This window comes from Parasphingopyxis sp., assembly GCF_028279465.1.
In the GTDB taxonomy this organism is placed as follows: Bacteria; Pseudomonadota; Alphaproteobacteria; order Sphingomonadales; family Sphingomonadaceae; genus Parasphingopyxis.
On sequence record NZ_JANQNS010000019.1, the window covers coordinates 21,882 to 36,657 of the forward strand.

The 14,776-nt window shown below is 62.8% G+C and carries 12 protein-coding genes; 5 read left to right on the plus strand and 7 right to left on the minus strand.

Annotated features, from left to right (window positions below; genetic code table 11):
- Positions 1 to 6: 6 nt before the first annotated feature.
- From Q0974_RS15550 to Q0974_RS15570, 5 genes are all read right to left on the minus strand, one after another.
- Positions 7 to 738 carry a GDSL-type esterase/lipase family protein gene (locus Q0974_RS15550; RefSeq protein ID WP_299329485.1) on the minus strand — a complete coding sequence of 244 codons (732 nt, stop codon included), beginning with the start codon at positions 736 to 738 and terminating at the stop codon, positions 7 to 9.
- 5 nt (positions 739 to 743) lie between these two features.
- A complete protein-coding gene (locus Q0974_RS15555) occupies positions 744 to 3,128 on the minus strand; it encodes a TonB-dependent receptor (RefSeq protein WP_299329487.1) in 2,385 nt (794 codons plus the stop codon).
- Between the two features lie 94 nt (positions 3,129 to 3,222).
- Positions 3,223 to 4,560 (minus strand): sulfatase, encoded by a 1,338-nt coding sequence (locus tag Q0974_RS15560; RefSeq protein WP_299329489.1) that lies wholly within the window; start codon positions 4,558 to 4,560, stop codon positions 3,223 to 3,225.
- Between the two features lie 15 nt (positions 4,561 to 4,575).
- A complete protein-coding gene (locus Q0974_RS15565) occupies positions 4,576 to 5,232 on the minus strand; it encodes a TetR family transcriptional regulator (RefSeq protein ID WP_299329490.1) in 657 nt (218 codons plus the stop codon).
- 70 nt (positions 5,233 to 5,302) lie between these two features.
- Positions 5,303 to 6,688 carry an MFS transporter gene (locus Q0974_RS15570; RefSeq protein WP_299329492.1) on the minus strand — a complete coding sequence of 462 codons (1,386 nt, stop codon included), beginning with the start codon at positions 6,686 to 6,688 and terminating at the stop codon, positions 5,303 to 5,305.
- 55 nt (positions 6,689 to 6,743) lie between these two features.
- Between Q0974_RS15570 and Q0974_RS15575 the strand changes: the two genes are divergently transcribed.
- The 3 genes from Q0974_RS15575 to xylA are packed head-to-tail and all read left to right on the plus strand — an operon-like array spanning position 6,744 to position 10,332.
- A complete protein-coding gene (locus Q0974_RS15575) occupies positions 6,744 to 7,601 on the plus strand; it encodes an aldose 1-epimerase (RefSeq protein ID WP_299329494.1) in 858 nt (285 codons plus the stop codon).
- The gene (gene xylB / locus Q0974_RS15580; RefSeq protein ID WP_299329496.1) at positions 7,601 to 9,019 is read left to right on the plus strand and encodes a xylulokinase; all 1,419 of its coding nucleotides are present in this window, start codon (positions 7,601 to 7,603) and stop codon (positions 9,017 to 9,019) included. The genes Q0974_RS15575 and xylB overlap by 1 nt, the downstream gene beginning before the upstream one ends.
- Positions 9,016 to 10,332, plus strand: a complete 1,317-nt coding sequence (gene xylA / locus Q0974_RS15585; RefSeq protein ID WP_299329498.1) for a xylose isomerase — start codon at positions 9,016 to 9,018, stop codon at positions 10,330 to 10,332. The genes xylB and xylA overlap by 4 nt, the downstream gene beginning before the upstream one ends.
- 1 nt (position 10,333) lies before the next feature.
- Here the strand turns inward: xylA and Q0974_RS15590 are convergent, their stop codons facing one another.
- On the minus strand, positions 10,334 to 11,305 hold the full coding sequence (locus tag Q0974_RS15590) for a Gfo/Idh/MocA family oxidoreductase (RefSeq protein ID WP_299329500.1): 972 nt from the start codon (positions 11,303 to 11,305) through the stop codon (positions 10,334 to 10,336).
- A complete protein-coding gene (locus Q0974_RS15595) occupies positions 11,302 to 12,186 on the minus strand; it encodes a phytanoyl-CoA dioxygenase family protein (protein WP_299329502.1) in 885 nt (294 codons plus the stop codon). Before Q0974_RS15595 ends, Q0974_RS15590 begins: the two co-directional genes overlap by 4 nt.
- Positions 12,187 to 12,253: 67 nt before the next feature.
- Here Q0974_RS15595 and Q0974_RS15600 point away from each other — a divergent pair, with 67 nt between their 5' ends.
- Both Q0974_RS15600 and Q0974_RS15605 read left to right on the plus strand, forming a co-directional pair.
- Complete coding sequence (locus tag Q0974_RS15600) at positions 12,254 to 13,897, plus strand: sulfatase (protein ID WP_299329504.1); 1,644 nt, start codon at positions 12,254 to 12,256, stop codon at positions 13,895 to 13,897.
- A 4-nt stretch (positions 13,898 to 13,901) separates the two neighbouring features.
- Positions 13,902 to 14,774 (plus strand): alpha/beta hydrolase, encoded by an 873-nt coding sequence (locus tag Q0974_RS15605; protein ID WP_299329506.1) that lies wholly within the window; start codon positions 13,902 to 13,904, stop codon positions 14,772 to 14,774.
- The last annotated feature ends 2 nt before the right edge of the window (positions 14,775 to 14,776 follow it).

Below are 14,776 nucleotides of genomic sequence, written 5' to 3' on the forward strand. Positions count from 1 at the left end.
TGCAAATTACCGGCCCGGCATGAGAAACGGCCTGAGAAGGGTCGCCCATTGTCGATAGGCGTCGCCGTTAAGATGGATGTCGTCATTGGAATAGCGGCTGTCCATGCTGCCGTCTGCCCGGGCGAACAATGGGTGTCCGTCGATGGCCGTGAAACCGCCGTCGGCCGCGCGGTCGATCAGATGGCGATTATAGCGCTCGATCGAATCCGCGAACCGCGCCTCGCGCGCGAACAGTGTGGCGACGAAGATTTCGGTCGTCGGCAAGGCATTGCGCAACCGGATGACGATCTCGTCGAAACGGGCCGTAGCCGCACCGACCGTGTCGTTCGACACGCTGAAATCGTTGCCGCCGATATAGAGCAGGATCTTGTCGGGGCTCAGTGCAATGACCTCGTCGAGACGGTTGAGGACGCCGGCGGTGGTATCCGCGCCGATACCGCGATTGACGACGGCGCTCTCCGGGAACAGCTCGGTCCAGGGTCCTTCTTCAATGATGCTCGAACCGAGAAAAACGATCTCGGCGCGCTGCGGAGGGAGGCTGCGCCATTGATCGACGCGGCGTTCCCAGCGGCGCTGGACATAGGTCGCCAGCGCCGCTGCCGGGATACAGTCCGCTTCGGCCGCCGCTGTTGGGTCAGATTCATCCGCGGCCGACGCCGGCGCCCCGGCCAGGGTAGCCAGCAGCGCCGCCGGCAACATCCAGGCTTTGGCTCCGCGCCGGAGCGTCGGGCGGAGCATCGCGATCAAAAACGCACGCGCACCGAACCGCCGAAATAGCGATCCGCGTCCCGCGGCGCATATTGGTTGAGGTTGATCTGCCCCGTCAGCACCGGATCCTGGAAGATGAAGTTGGTGTAATTGGTATCGAACAGGTTCCGCACGAACAGCGTGACTGTGTAGCGCCCGTCATCGGCGGTCAGCCCGACACTCGCATCGACGATCGCATAACCGTCCTGGATCGTGTTGGGATTTTGCGTGATCGAGAATTGCGTATCGCTCTGCCAGCGCATTCCGGCCTGGAGGAAGCCTGTCAGGCTGTCGCTCAGCGGCTGATCGTAACGGGCATTGAGGATGGCCCGCCAGGTCGGCGAATTGGGCAGCCGCGCACCCGCCAGATCCTTGACGCCGTTGACGCAGTCCGGATCGAGCGCGGCCGGCGTGAAGCACTGGCCATTCGGGAAGGAGCGCACCTCGGCATCGGTATAGGAAATGCCGCCGCTGAAGTTGAACCGGTCGCTCGGCTGCGCAGAGAATTCGATTTCCACGCCTTTCGTCCGGACCCGGCCGACATTGCTGAGCACGAACGTGGCCGCCGCCGCATCGAAGGATTGCGACTGGAAGTTGTTATAGTCGGCCAGAAACGCCGAGACGTTGAATGTAAACGCGCCGTCCAGCGCCTGCGAGCGGAAGCCGACTTCATAGGCGTTCGACGTTTCCGGCGCGACGGTGGGGAATATGCTGCGGTCACCGGGAACGAAATCCGGATCGAAGGCGACATCGGCCGTCGGCCCCTTATAGCCGCGCGAATAGCTCGCATAGATATTGGCGTCCGGCGAGAAATCATATTGGACCACGGCCCGCCCGGTCACGGCGGTATCGCGGATACTGCCATTCTGGACGATCGGGTCGAGATTGCCGTCACCATCTTCGTCGACGAAGATGTTTGCTGGCGCGATCTGTGCGTTGAGCACCGCGTCTCCGGGGAACAGCGGTTCGAGCGGCCGGACGAGACCGACATCCAATTCCTCGCGCAGAACGCGGATGCCGCCGATCACCCGAAAATTGTCTGCGATGTTGACCGTCACATCGGCAAAGGCCGCATAGTTGCGGTTCTCGACATCGCCGTTGAAGAAGCCCGATTGCGAGAGCGGCAATATGGGCGGGAAGCCTGGCGCAGGGGGAACGGAGATTTGTGGACAAGCCTCCGCCGACAGTCCGGCAAGGCACAATTTTCGCGTAAACAGTCGGTCGAGATTGAGATCGAAGTAGAAAGCCCCGAGGATATATTCGACGACCCCGCCACTCGGCGAAGTTAGGCGGATTTCCTGGGTGAACTGCTCGATATTGGTCTCGCCGTTGTTGATATCGAAGCCGGTAATGCCGGGCACGCCGAGCGACGGCGTTCCATCGACATCGATTGCATTGCGGAAATCCCATTCGCGATAGGCGGTGACCGATGTCAGCACATGTTCGCCGATATCGATATTCGCTTCCGCCGATACACCCCAACTTTCGGTTCGGTTGAACAGCGGGGCGTTGATATTGACTTCCCGGTTGGTCGGGCTCGGTGTGATGTTGGGATTGGCTACAAAGAAGGCCGGGTTGTTGAACTCTCGTGCTTGCCACATGCAGCAGGCGTCGTCGCTTTCGCGATAGTCGCCGATGAGCAGCAGGTTGACCGTCGGTGTGATGTCGAATTCGAGCTTGCCGCGCAGGCCCCAGCGTTCCGATCCGTTGAACTCGCGATTGTCGAACTGGTTGTCGATATGCCCACCGACATCGGTGTAGAAGCCGGTCAGGCGCGCACCGATTGTGTCGGTAATCGGGCCGGATACGCTCGCCCGGGCGCGATATTCGTCCATCTCAGCAATGGTGAAATCCGCCTGCAGCTCAAAATCGTTGCTCGGCCGCTGAGTCACGACATTGACCACGCCGGCCGATGCGTTCTTGCCGAACAACGTGCTCTGCGGGCCCCGCAGCACTTCGATCCGCTCGATATCGATGAGATCGGTAAAGGCCTGGCCCTGGCGCGACAGCACGACGCCATCGACAACGAAGGAGACGCTCGGCTCGACCGCCGAACTGAAGACCGATGTGCCGACGCCGCGAATCTGCACCGAACTGTTCAGCGCGTTGGTGCTCTGGGTGAAAGTGACAGACGGGGCGATCTGGGTCAGATTGGTGAGATCGCCCACCTGCCTGTCGAGCAGATCGCTACCCGAATAGGCGGATACCGAAATCGGCACGTCCTGAAGCTGCTGCTCGCGCCGTTGCGCGGTGACGATGATGGGCGCGCTGCCGCCTGTAGCCGCGCCTTCTGATGCGGTCTGCGCCGTTGCCGGCGAACTCAGAAGCGCTGCGACGATGGCGCCCGGTGCGACACCAGATAGAATCCGTTTGCCTGTCATGATCCCCGTTCCTCTCCCAATGGTCAGACCGGTGCCGGCTTTTGCCGTTCGTTATCCGGTCGGATAATGAACTACTCGCTCACCAATTGGAAAGTCAACTGTCGGGTTCGGAATCGGCCTCCTCGGGATCCGTTACGGGCAGCCGGAAGGGCGGGCGTTCGGGCACGTCGAACCGTTCGCGCGCCGCCACGAGACGGGTCTGCATCTTGGCCAGAATGTCCGGAAAACTATCGGCCAGACTATAGCGTTCGGCCGGATCGCGGCTCAGGTCGAACAGCAGGAACCAGCCGAATTGATCGAACGGCAGATCGAAAGTGCGGTAGTAATCCTGGACGACGAGCCGCCAGTTCCCGGCCCGGATGGCGGTCAGATAGGCATTGTCGAAAAAGTATAGTGCTTCATGCGGCGAATCGGCGCCGTCCTTCAGCACCGGCCATATGTCGCGGCCGTCGATCGGCCGGTCGTCGGGCATCGCCGATCCCGTCAGCGTCGCGAAGGTCGGCAGCAGATCGATCATCATTGCCGGTGCGTCCGATACCGCGCCCGCAGGCAACTGTCCCGGCCACCAGGCGATAAAGGGCACGCGATAGCCGGCATCCCAGCTGCCGCCCTTGCGCCCGCGATAGACGCCCGTGGAGCCTTCGAACCAGGGGCCATTGTCGCTGGTGAAGATAACTAGGGTGTTGTCGGCCTGACCCGAACGCCGCAGCGCATCGAGCAGCCTGCCCGTGTGCCAGTCCAGTTCTTCGACGACGTCGCCATAGAGGCCAGCCTGCGAGCGTCCGCGAAACTGCTCGGTCGCGTATAGCGGAATATGCGGCATCGGATGGGCGAGATAGATGAAGAAGGGGCGGTCGTCGTCCGCCTCGACGATTGCAATCGCGCGGTCGGTGAAGCGCTGCGTCATTGTCGCTTGCTCGACCGGCTGCTCGACCGCCATCTCGCCTTCGTACAGCGCGAGCGGATTCATGTCGTTGCTATAGGGAATGCCGAAAAATGTATCGAAGCCGTGCCGCAACGGGTGGTGTTCGGGTTGATGACCGAGATGCCATTTGCCGATCAGCGCCGTGCGATAGCCATTGGCGCCCAGCATCTCGGCGATGGTGATCTCCTCTCCGGGCAGGCCGTGCGTGCTCCAGGGTTGGATCACCTGTTCGGCGAGGCCCGAGCGGATCGCGTAGCGGCCGGTCAACAGGCTCGCGCGGGAGGGCGTGCAGACATTCGCGGCGGCGTAAAAGCTCGTGAGCCGCACACCTTCCGCCGCCATCCGGTCGAGCGCCGGCGTCGCGATCAGTTCGGTGCCGTAGGAGCCGAGATCGCCATAACCGAGATCGTCGGTGAGGATGACGATGATGTTGGGGCGCTGGGGTCCAGTCGATGCGGCTACGGGAATGGCTGCCACCAGACAGAACAGTATCAGCAACAGCCTCATAGGCGCCCCTTTTCGTCAGTCGTCTTCGACTTTGTGATTGAAAAACAGTTCGATCATCGCCTCGGCATGCGCGTCGACAACCTCCTCCGAGAGCGTGTCGACGCCGTAAAGCCGCCGAATTTCCGGCGCGAGCACGAAAATCATCTGGCTGGCGGCAACCAGGATATAGCTGATTGAGATATCCTGGACGTCGGGCCAGAGCCCCTCGCGCATGTGCCGCAGGAAAGCGGGCCGTGCATCGGCATGTTGCGGCCCGATAAAGTTTTCGACGGCCCAGTCGAGCCGCTTGCCGTCACGGATCGATTCCTGAACCATGATCCGCGCATGTTCGGGGTGACGGGCGCAATAACGGACATAACGCCTGAGCGCGTTCTTGAGCCGGTCCAGCTCGGTGAGTTTAGCTTCTTCTTTCGCGTCGACCGCAAGCTCCTCGTCCATCCGCTCGAACAGGAAGCGGACAGCCTCTTTCCAGAGATTGTCCTTACTGTTGAAATGATATTTGATCAGCGCGTGGTTGACGTCCGCGTCGGCCGCAATATCGCGCAGCGTCGCGCCCTCGAAGCCCTTGGCCGCGAATGTCGTCAAGGCGACGTCCAGTATCTTCGCGCGCGTCCGGATTCGCTGCTTGTCGCGCTGGTTCAGGTTGCGCTCGATCTTCGCTGCCTCGTTCATGGGGCCGTCCTCCTCGCGACGGTCCTTAGGCGGCATTCCCGCAAATTGTCCAATCCGGTGACCGCGCCCGTCATGCGCCGCTCGCGCGTCGTTCGCGACGCTCCAGCACCCGCCCGATCCGCCCGTGCAGCCGGGCATCGATCGGATAGGCGCGGATGAGCAGAAATGCGCACACGCCGAACAGGGCGGGCAGCAAAGTCATGATCGTCTTGATGCCGTCCATCGTCTCTGCACTCTGTTCGACATTGGCGCGATAGCCGACCAGATCGAGCAATATGCCGAGCAGCGCGGCCGCCAGACCGAAGCTGACTTTTTGGGCGAAAGACATGAGGCCGAAGACCAAGGATTCGCTGCGGACCCCGGTGCGCCATTGGCCGAACTCGACGGTGTCGGGCAGCGTGGACCAGAAGGAGAGCACGCCAGCCGCCGAACCGAGCGCACCGATGGCGAACAGGACGGTGACGACGGGCACGGTTTCGTACGGGTTGAAATAGAGCGCCAATGAGACGGCGATCGATATCGCGGTGCCTGTCGCCCAGACAAACCGTTTCGAGGTCTTGGCCGTGATCAGCGCCCAGATCGGCACGAACAGGGCCATACCGCCCGTCATGACAGCGAGCGCCGTCCCCGATGCCAGTTCGTCGCCCAGCGTATATTTATAGTAATAGATCAGAGTCTTGCTGGTCAGCACGCTGCCGCCCATGCCGAGCATCGTCGCGCCGAAGACGAGGAGGAACGGCCGGTTGGTCTTCAGGGTCGATAAAGCGTCGAGCAGCGAAGCCGGCCGCGTTTCAGCATCGACGGGCGGTTCCGGTTCGCGCGTGGTGAGGAAAACGAAGAGAAAGACGGGCAGCGAAAGCGCGGCGTAGAGCATCGCCGTCCAGTAAAACCCCGTCGCCGCATCGCCTTCGCCGAACCAGGCGACGAGACGCAGCGTGAAGAAAGCGACGAACAGGCCGCCCAGCGTGGCGGCGACCATCCGATAGGCGGCGAGTTCGTTGCGGACTTCGCTGCTGCGCGTCATCCGGGCCGACAGCGAGCTGAACGGGATGGAGAGGATCGTATAGATGGTGCGGAACAGCACATGGGTCGCGCCGGCATAAAGGGCGAGCGCCATGCCCTCGGTGCCCGGATCGGAGAACATAAGGACCAGCGTCACCGCGAGCGGCACGGCGCCGAGCAGGATATAGGGCCGATAACTGCCCCAGCGCGAACGGGTGCGTTCGGCGATATAGCCCATGATCGGATCGGTGATCCCGTCCCAGACCATGGCGATCAGGAAGATGAAGCCGGCCGTCTGGTTGGGCAGGCCGAGTACGTCGGTATAGAAATAGAGAAGGAAGAGGCTGGCGCTGGACCAATAGAGATTGAATCCGAAATCGCCGAAGCCGTAGCTTATCCGGCGCCAGCGCGGCAGGTCGGGCGTGTGGGGCTGCGTGATTGCATTTCTCTCCAAAGACTGCTTGTTACATTAACCCGATGGTTAGCGAATTGCCAAGTGCGAAGATAAGATGACCGGCCAGGCTGGGACGACCGAGGATTTGGCGGCCCTATCGCTGGCCACGGGTGACGCCCGGCTTCTCGTCGATCTCGATGGCGGCATCGTCGCGCGCTGGGTGGTTGCCGACCGCGAGATATTCCGCCCGCTATCGGAGAATGTAAGCAACGTTTTGGAGAAGCCATTGCAATCTGGCTGCTTCCCGCTTGCGCCCTATTGCAACCGGATCGCCGAGGGGCGCTTCGCATTTGCCGGGCAGCAACATCGGCTGCCGCTCAACTTCGGCGATCATCCGCATGCGATTCACGGTCTCGCCTGGCAGCGCCGCTGGACGCTTGAAGATCGGGGCGCAGACCATCTGACGATTGCGCTATCGGAACCCGCCGGCGACTGGCCCTGGGCGTTTGGCGTCCGGCAGACGTTCCGGCTTGGATCGAATTCGCTCGACATTGCGATCGACCTGACCAATCGCGACCATCGCGCAATGCCAGCCGGTCTCGGCCTCCACCCCTATTTCGCGGATCCGGACGGTGGCCGCGTTGAGGTCTCCGCTGATACAGTCTGGCTTACGGATCGCAGTGGGATCCCTACCGAAAAGGCGCGCTACCCGGATGGCTTGTCAACGCCGCCCGACAATTGTCTTGAAGGCTGGAACAGGCGGACGTCGATCATTTGGCCCGGCGGCCAGCTCTCACTCAGCGCTGACGGATCGCTCAATCACCTCCATTATTACCGGCCTGCGGATGCGGATTTCCTCTGCCTTGAGCCCGTCAGCCATGTGCCGAACGCGATCAACGGCGCTGGAGAGCCGATGGCCGTCCTCGATCCCGGCGAAACGCTGAGCGGCACCGTACATATGGAGGTACAGTGATGTGGCTGGGCATCGATATCGGGACGTCGTCGGTGAAGGCGCTGCTGATTGACAGCGACGGTGCGATTGCCGCGCAGGCCGAAGCGCCGCTTGCCGTATCCCGCCCTCAACCGCTTTGGTCGGAGCAAGACCCGGAGGACTGGTGGACCGCCACCGAGTGCGCGGCACTCGACCTGCCGGGAGCGCTTCGCAAATCCGTGCACGGGATCGGGCTCAGTGGTCAGATGCACGGCGCGACCGTGCTGGGTGCGGATGATGCGGTTTTGCGGCCCGCCATCCTGTGGAACGACGGACGCAGCGCCGCGCAGTGCGAAGCGCTGATGCGCCGCGTTCCGGATGCGACGAAAATCACCGCCAATCTCGTCATGCCCGGCTTTACCGCGCCCAAGCTGCTTTGGATCGCCGAGCACGAACCGGACGTCTTCGCGGCGATACGAACCGTCCTGCTGCCCAAGGATTTCGTGCGCCTGCGCATGACTGGCGACAAGGCGAGCGACATGAGCGATGCGGCCGGTACAAGCTGGCTCGATATCGCGGGGCGAAAATGGTCGGATGCGATGCTCGACGCGACCGGCCTTTCCGAAGGCCATATGCCGCGATTGTATGAGGGCTGCGATTCGACCGGCGCGTTGCTTTCGTCGGTTGCCGCGCGTTGGGGGATGGATGCGGTGCCGGTCGCGGCCGGGGCAGGGGACAATGCTGCCAGCGCGATCGGCCTTGGCGCCGTCGATCCCGGCGACGCCTTCATATCGCTCGGCACGTCAGGCGTCTTCTTCGTCGCCGATGAGAGTCCGCGCCCGAACCCGGATGCCGCCGTCCATTGCTACTGCCACGCTCTGCCAGTGCGATGGCATCGGATGGGCGTCATTCTGTCGGCGGCCGCGACGCTGGATTGGGCCGTGCGGTTTGGCGGTTTCGACAGCGTTGCCGACGCGCTAGCCGCTGCGGGCGGCGCTAAAGCCGGTCCCTATTTCCTGCCTTATCTCTCCGGCGAACGCACGCCGCACAACGATGCCGAAGCAACCGGTGCTTTTGTCGGCATCACGGCCGACACCGAACCCGGCGACCTCGTCCGCGCGGCGCTGGAGGGCGTCGCCTTCGCAATCGCTGATTGCCAGAATGCGCTGGGCGAAGCCGGAGATACGGTCGTCCATCTGGTCGGCGGCGGCAGCCGGTCGGACCTCTGGGTGCAGATGATCGCCGATGCGCTGCGCCGTCCCGTCGCCCAGGTCGCGGGTGGCGATGTGGGGGCCGCGCTCGGCGCCGCGCGGCTCGGCGCGTTGGCGGCCGGTGCGCCAAGGGATGCGATCCTCTCGTGGCCCGATCCCGGAAAAGTCATCGAACCCGCAACCGATCTTTCGGACCGCTACGCCGCTTGGTCCCGTCTCTACCCCGCGCTCAAGGGAGTCCGCGCATGACCGACTATTTCGACGATATTCCGCCCATCGCCTTCGAAGGCCCGGATAGCGGCAATCCGCTCGCATTCCGCGCCTATGAGGCCGAGCGCATGGTGCTCGGCAAGCCGATGCGCGAGCAGCTGCGGATGGCGGTCTGCCTCTGGCACAATTTCGCCTGGGGCGGGCATGACATTTTCGGCGACCCGGCTTTCGAGCGCCCTTGGTTGACCGGGCAATGGGATGCCGACAGCAATCGTGTCCGCCTCGACGCCGCCTTCGATTTCGTCGCCAGGCTCGGCGCGCCCTATTTCTGTTTTCACGATCTCGATGTGATGGAAGCGCCGGAATCGCTGCGCGATCATGAACGCAAACTCGCCGATGCCGAAGCGATTATCGCCGGGAAGATGGAAGAGACCGGGCTCGGCCTGTTATGGGGTACGGCCAATCTGTTTGGCCATCGCCGCTTCATGGCCGGGGCGGCGACCAATCCCGACCCCGATATCTTCGCCTATGCGGCGGCGCAGGTGAAACTCGCGCTCGAGACGACCCACCGGCTGGGCGGCGAGAATTACGTGCTCTGGGGCGGGCGCGAAGGCTATGATAGCCTCTTGAACACCGATATGCGGCGCGAACTCGACCAGCTCGGCCGCTTCTTGGCTCTCGTCGCCGAACACAAGCACAAGATCGGTTTCAAAGGCTTGCTCCTGATCGAACCCAAGCCGCAGGAACCGACCAAGCATCAATATGATTATGACGTATCGACCGTGGCCGGTTTCCTGCGCCGCTATGGTCTCGACAAGGAATATGCGGTCAATATCGAGGTCAATCACGCGACGCTCGCCGGGCACAGTTTCGAGCATGAAGTGGCGAGCGCCTATGCGCACGACATATTCGGTTCGATCGACATCAATCGCGGCGACCCGCAGAATGGCTGGGATACCGATCAATATCCGAACAATGCCGCGGACCTCGCCACGGCGATGACGCTCATCATGGAGCATGGCGGCTTTACGAGTGGCGGCTTCAATTTCGATACCAAGCTGCGCCGCCAGTCGATCGACGCCGAGGACATGTTCCACGCGCATATCGGCGGCATGGACACGCTGGCTCGCGCTCTGCTGATTGCAGAAAAGGTCATCGAAGACGGCCAGCTCGCCGCCTTCCGCGAACAGCGTTATGCCGGCTGGAGCGAGGACAGGGGACGGAGAATCCTGTCTGGCGACCTCAGCCTTGCCGATCTTGCCGAAGAGGCGCTGGCCGCCAATCGTGATCCACGGCCCGTTTCCGGCCGGCAGGAATATCTCGAAAATCTCGTGAACCGGCAGGCCGGGTGAATTAGCGCGTCACACCCGCCGCATCGTACAGCGCATCGATCAGCGCCATATTGGCCGTGGCATCGGTCCCGACTGTTTGCGGATCGGCGCTGCCCGTTACGACCTCCACAACGTGATCGAGCTGATGCCAATAGGTGGATTGGCCGTCGATGCTCTCGGTGCGTTCTCCGCTGTCCGTCGCTATTCGGATCTCGTGGCCCATATGGGGCGCCAATGGATTGGTGAAATCGATCCGTCCGGCCGTGCCTTCGACCGAAAGCCGCGCGGCGAAGCTGCAATCCATCGCCATCGAGCATGCGAGCGAACCAGTGACGCCCGAGGGGAATGCGAGATCGGCGGCCAGCGAGAGATCGACGCCCGTTTCGCTGAGCACCGCCTCGGCTTTGGTCACGCGCGGCTCCTCGCCGACCACGGTCCGCAGCCAATGGGCCGGATAGCAGCCCAGATCCATCAGCGCACCGCCGCCAAGCTTCGGATCGTGGCGCAGTTCGCCGGGATTGGCCGGGATCGGGACGGAAAATAGTCCGTCGACGGACACCGGATCGCCAATCGCGCCTTCGTTCAGCAGACCGAGTAAGTAGGCGAATGCCGGATGGAAGCGATAGTGAAAGGCCTCGATCAAATGCCGGCCGCTAGCCTCGGCCGCTTTCACCATTGCGCGCGCCTGATCCGCGTTCATCGCAAACGGCTTTTCGCACAAAACATGCTTGCCCGCTTCCAGCGCTGCGATCGAAAGATCGGCATGGCGCGACGGCGGCAGCGCATTGTAGATCAGATCGATATCCGCCCGGGCGATCAGCGCCGCATAATCGGCCCCGACATCGGCGATGCCATGCTTGTCGGCATAGGTTCGTGCCCGGTCCGCATTGCGGCTGGCGACGGCGACGATCTCGACATCCTTCCGCTCGGCGGCCGGCGCGATCAGCGCATATTCGGTAACCCGCGCCGCGCCCAATATGCCGATCCGGATCATGCGTCCGTCTTGCGCTCCTCGGCCATCGCGATCAACCGCTGGAACAGCAGCCCCGCCTGGGCCGGGTCTTCAGGCCGGACAAAGGGGAAGGTGATCTCCTCCTTGCCCTTCCAGTCATAAGGGTCCTCGCCCGCGACAAGCACGAAATCGCGCACATCGACATGCGGGGCGGGCGGCAATCCGAACGTCCAGGGCAGGTATGACCGCGCATTCATATAATGGTTGACGATCGCGCGCCGGAAGCCCTCGGTCCGTTTGTTCTCGAGCGATCGGTGCAGCACATAGCCATCGAAGAAGACGACGCTGCCCGCTGGCACCTCGACCGCCACGCCGCCCTCGCGCGCATAGGGAAAATCATAGGCCTCCTCGGAACTGTCGAAGCGCGGATCGCCATGCGGTTTCGTCGGCCATAAAATGCCGTGCTTATGGCTGCCCGGATGCATCCACAGACAGCCATTCTCGACCGTCGCATCGTCGAGCGCGATCCATACGCCGCACAGCGATCGGTCCCGCGTCGCGATATAGTGCTCGTCCTGGTGCCATGCCTGGCCCGGTTTGCCGGCGTTCTTCGCGAACAGCATCGATTGCATGCATTTGACGTCCGGCCCGATCAGCGCGGTCAACACCTCCGCGACCCGCGCGTCCTTCACCACGTCGAGCATGATCGGCGAAGCCTTGTGCGGGAAATGGATGGCGAGTACGTTCGAGATTGTCGGCCCGTCGCCTTCGATCAGATCGGTGCCCATAATCTCGCCCCGCTCGCCCTCGACGATCGCCGTTGCTTCGTCGCGCAACCGCTCGATTTCGTCGCTGCTGAACAACTTCTCGATCGCGATATAGCCGTCGCGGGCATAAGCCTCGCGCATTGCATCCCGGTCCATTGGCCTCTCCCATTGCCGACTCGCGCCAGAATAGGCTAACCAGTTGGAGAATGAAAAGGGGGTTGCGATGAGAGGTTCGACTATCGACCGTATCATGCTGTGCTTGGCTGCCATGTGGATGGCTTTGCTGGCCGCGCCCGCCGCCTGGGCGCAGACCGATGCGCGACCCAATATCATCCTGATCCTCACCGACGATCAGCGCTTCGATGCGATCGGCGCATTGACGCCCGGTCTCGAGACGCCGACGATGGACCGGTTGCTGCGTGAAGGGCTGCATTTCCGCAATGCGTTCGTCACGACCTCGCTCTGTTCGCCGAGCCGCGCTTCGCTCATCACGGGGATGACGATGCGCAACCATGGCGTGGTCGATAACAACAGTCCGACGCCCGACAATTTCCGCCCCTTTTCGGTGCAGCTCGACGAAGCCGGCTACGATACGGCGTTCATCGGCAAATGGCATATGGGCCATGCCGATGCCTCGCCCAAGCCGGGTTTCGATCGCTGGGTGAGCTTCGAAGGGCAGGGCAATTACGGCCCCGTCGACGCCTTTGGCCGACCGAGCCTGTTCAACGTCGATGGCGAGGAGGTGCCGCAGCGCGGCTATATCACGGACGAGCTCACGGACTACGCGCTCGACTGGCTCGAAGACCGGAGCGAGACGCCTTTCTTCCTCTATCTCTCGCACAAGGCCGCGCATCTGCCCTTCACGCCAGCCGCGCGCCATCGCGGCCAATATGCGGAGACCGAATTCGCCCGCCCGCCGAGCTGGTCGCTTGACGCACGGACTGGCCCGGTGCCGATGTGGCTGTCGATGCAGCGCAACAGCTGGTCGGGCGTCGATTTCACCTATTACAGCCACAGCCCGTTGATCGCCTTTCAGCGCGACTATTATGCCTCGCTCTCGGCAGTGGACGACAGTCTGGCGCGCATTCTCGCCTGGGTCGAGGCCAATCCCAACGGCCGCGACACGATCATTATCTTTACGAGCGACAATGGCTTCATGTTCGGCGAACAAGGGCTGATCGACAAGCGTACCGCCTATGAGGCCTCGATCCGCGTGCCGCTGATCGTTCACGCGCCCGCACGCTTCGGGGACGGGCGAGCGATCGAGGCGCTTGCGCGCAACATCGATATCGCGCCGACAATCCTCGATCTCGCTGGCCTTGCCGTGCCCGATCATTATGACGGCCGCAGCCTGCTTCCGGCGGTGTCCGGGGCGGAAGGCGAAGCTCCGGCGCTGGTTTACGAATATTTCTGGGAGTTCAACTATCCGCAGACCCCCTCGACCTTCGCGCTGCGCACGGACCGCTACAAATATATCCAGTATCACGGTGTCTGGGACACCGAGGAGCTGTTCGATCTCCACGCTGATCCGGACGAGCTTGTTAACCTGATCGGCGATCCCGATCATGCCGAGCGCGTTCGGGCCATGCGCGCGCAACTGCATCAGGCGCTTTCGCGCGGCGATGCGCGCCCGGCGATACCCTTTACGACGCGATTCAATCAGGGTGCGGTCTTCTGGTCGCCGGATGCGGCATCGTCGGTAGATTTCCCGCCCCATTGGCGCCGCACACCCAACGCGCCTGACCGCTATGAGCATATCCTGCCCGACGGCCCCGAAAAGGAACAGCAATTGCAAGCGATCACGCCCGCCGTCGGGCGTATCCTCAACCCCGGAGCGGACACCGGGGATGGGGCGGAGGGAGAGTAATTCGATGAACGCCGAGATCGAACAGCTGAAGGCGATGATCGCCACCGGCATGCCGGACGGCCCGCAAACTCTGGAACAGCGGCGCGCGGGCATGGAAGAAATGGCGCGTGCCTTCCCGGCGCCCGACGGCATAGAATATCAGGAAACCGAGATTGCCGGTGTATCCGTGCTTGAGGCGCAGCCCGAGGGTGGCGCGAGCGCCGGGCCGGTCATCCTCTATTTCCATGGTGGCGGCTATGTCAGCGGATCGATACGCACACATCGCAATTTTGCGGGCGAATTGGCGCTGCGGACGGGGCTCAAGCTGGTTTCGGTCGATTACGGGCTGGCGCCCGAACATCCTTTTCCCGCTGCGCTCGACGACGCGCTAGCCGTCTATGATGCGCTCGCCGGCGATACGCCGCTCGTGCTTGCCGGTGACAGTGCCGGCGGCGGGCTCGCGCTGTCGCTGGCGCTGGCCGCAAAGGCGGCAGGCGGACCTCAGCCGGAGCGGCTGGCGCTGCTCTGCCCCTGGGTCGATCTTTCCTGCACCAATGCGAGCTTCGCCGCAGTCGCCGAGCATGATCCGATTATCGATCAGGAGCGACTGGCCGAGGATGGACGACACTATCTAGGCGGTGCGGACGCGCGCGATCCCGGCCCGTCACCGTTGTTTGGCGATCTTGCCGGTCTGCCGCCGCTGCTGATCCAGGCGGCCGAGCATGATTCGCTGGTCGGCGAAGCGCGGGAGCTGGCCGAGAAAGCCAAAGCCGCGGGTGTCCCTGCCGCCTATCGCGAATATCCGGAGATGGTGCATGTTTTCCAACTGTTCCACGCGCTGCTGACGCCCGGCCGCGCGGCGCTCGACGAGGCGGCGGAGTTCTTGAAGAACGGCTAGCC

Bases quoted from the DNA above. Each gene is read 5' to 3' on its own strand.
- Q0974_RS15595 (WP_299329502.1), bottom strand. From the start codon at position 12,186: ATGGACCGGGATGCAATGCGCGAGGCTTATGCCCGCGACGGCTATATC.
- xylA (WP_299329498.1), top strand. From the start codon at position 9,016: ATGACCGACTATTTCGACGATATTCCGCCCATCGCCTTCGAAGGCCCG.
- Q0974_RS15555 (WP_299329487.1), bottom strand. From the start codon at position 3,128: ATGACAGGCAAACGGATTCTATCTGGTGTCGCACCGGGCGCCATCGTC.
- Q0974_RS15605 (WP_299329506.1), top strand. From the start codon at position 13,902: ATGAACGCCGAGATCGAACAGCTGAAGGCGATGATCGCCACCGGCATG.
- Q0974_RS15600 (WP_299329504.1), top strand. From the start codon at position 12,254: ATGAGAGGTTCGACTATCGACCGTATCATGCTGTGCTTGGCTGCCATG.
- Q0974_RS15575 (WP_299329494.1), top strand. From the start codon at position 6,744: ATGACCGGCCAGGCTGGGACGACCGAGGATTTGGCGGCCCTATCGCTG.
- Q0974_RS15560 (WP_299329489.1), bottom strand. From the start codon at position 4,560: ATGAGGCTGTTGCTGATACTGTTCTGTCTGGTGGCAGCCATTCCCGTA.
- xylB (WP_299329496.1), top strand. From the start codon at position 7,601: ATGTGGCTGGGCATCGATATCGGGACGTCGTCGGTGAAGGCGCTGCTG.
- Q0974_RS15565 (WP_299329490.1), bottom strand. From the start codon at position 5,232: ATGAACGAGGCAGCGAAGATCGAGCGCAACCTGAACCAGCGCGACAAG.
- Q0974_RS15550 (WP_299329485.1), bottom strand. From the start codon at position 738: ATGCTCCGCCCGACGCTCCGGCGCGGAGCCAAAGCCTGGATGTTGCCG.
- Q0974_RS15590 (WP_299329500.1), bottom strand. From the start codon at position 11,305: ATGATCCGGATCGGCATATTGGGCGCGGCGCGGGTTACCGAATATGCG.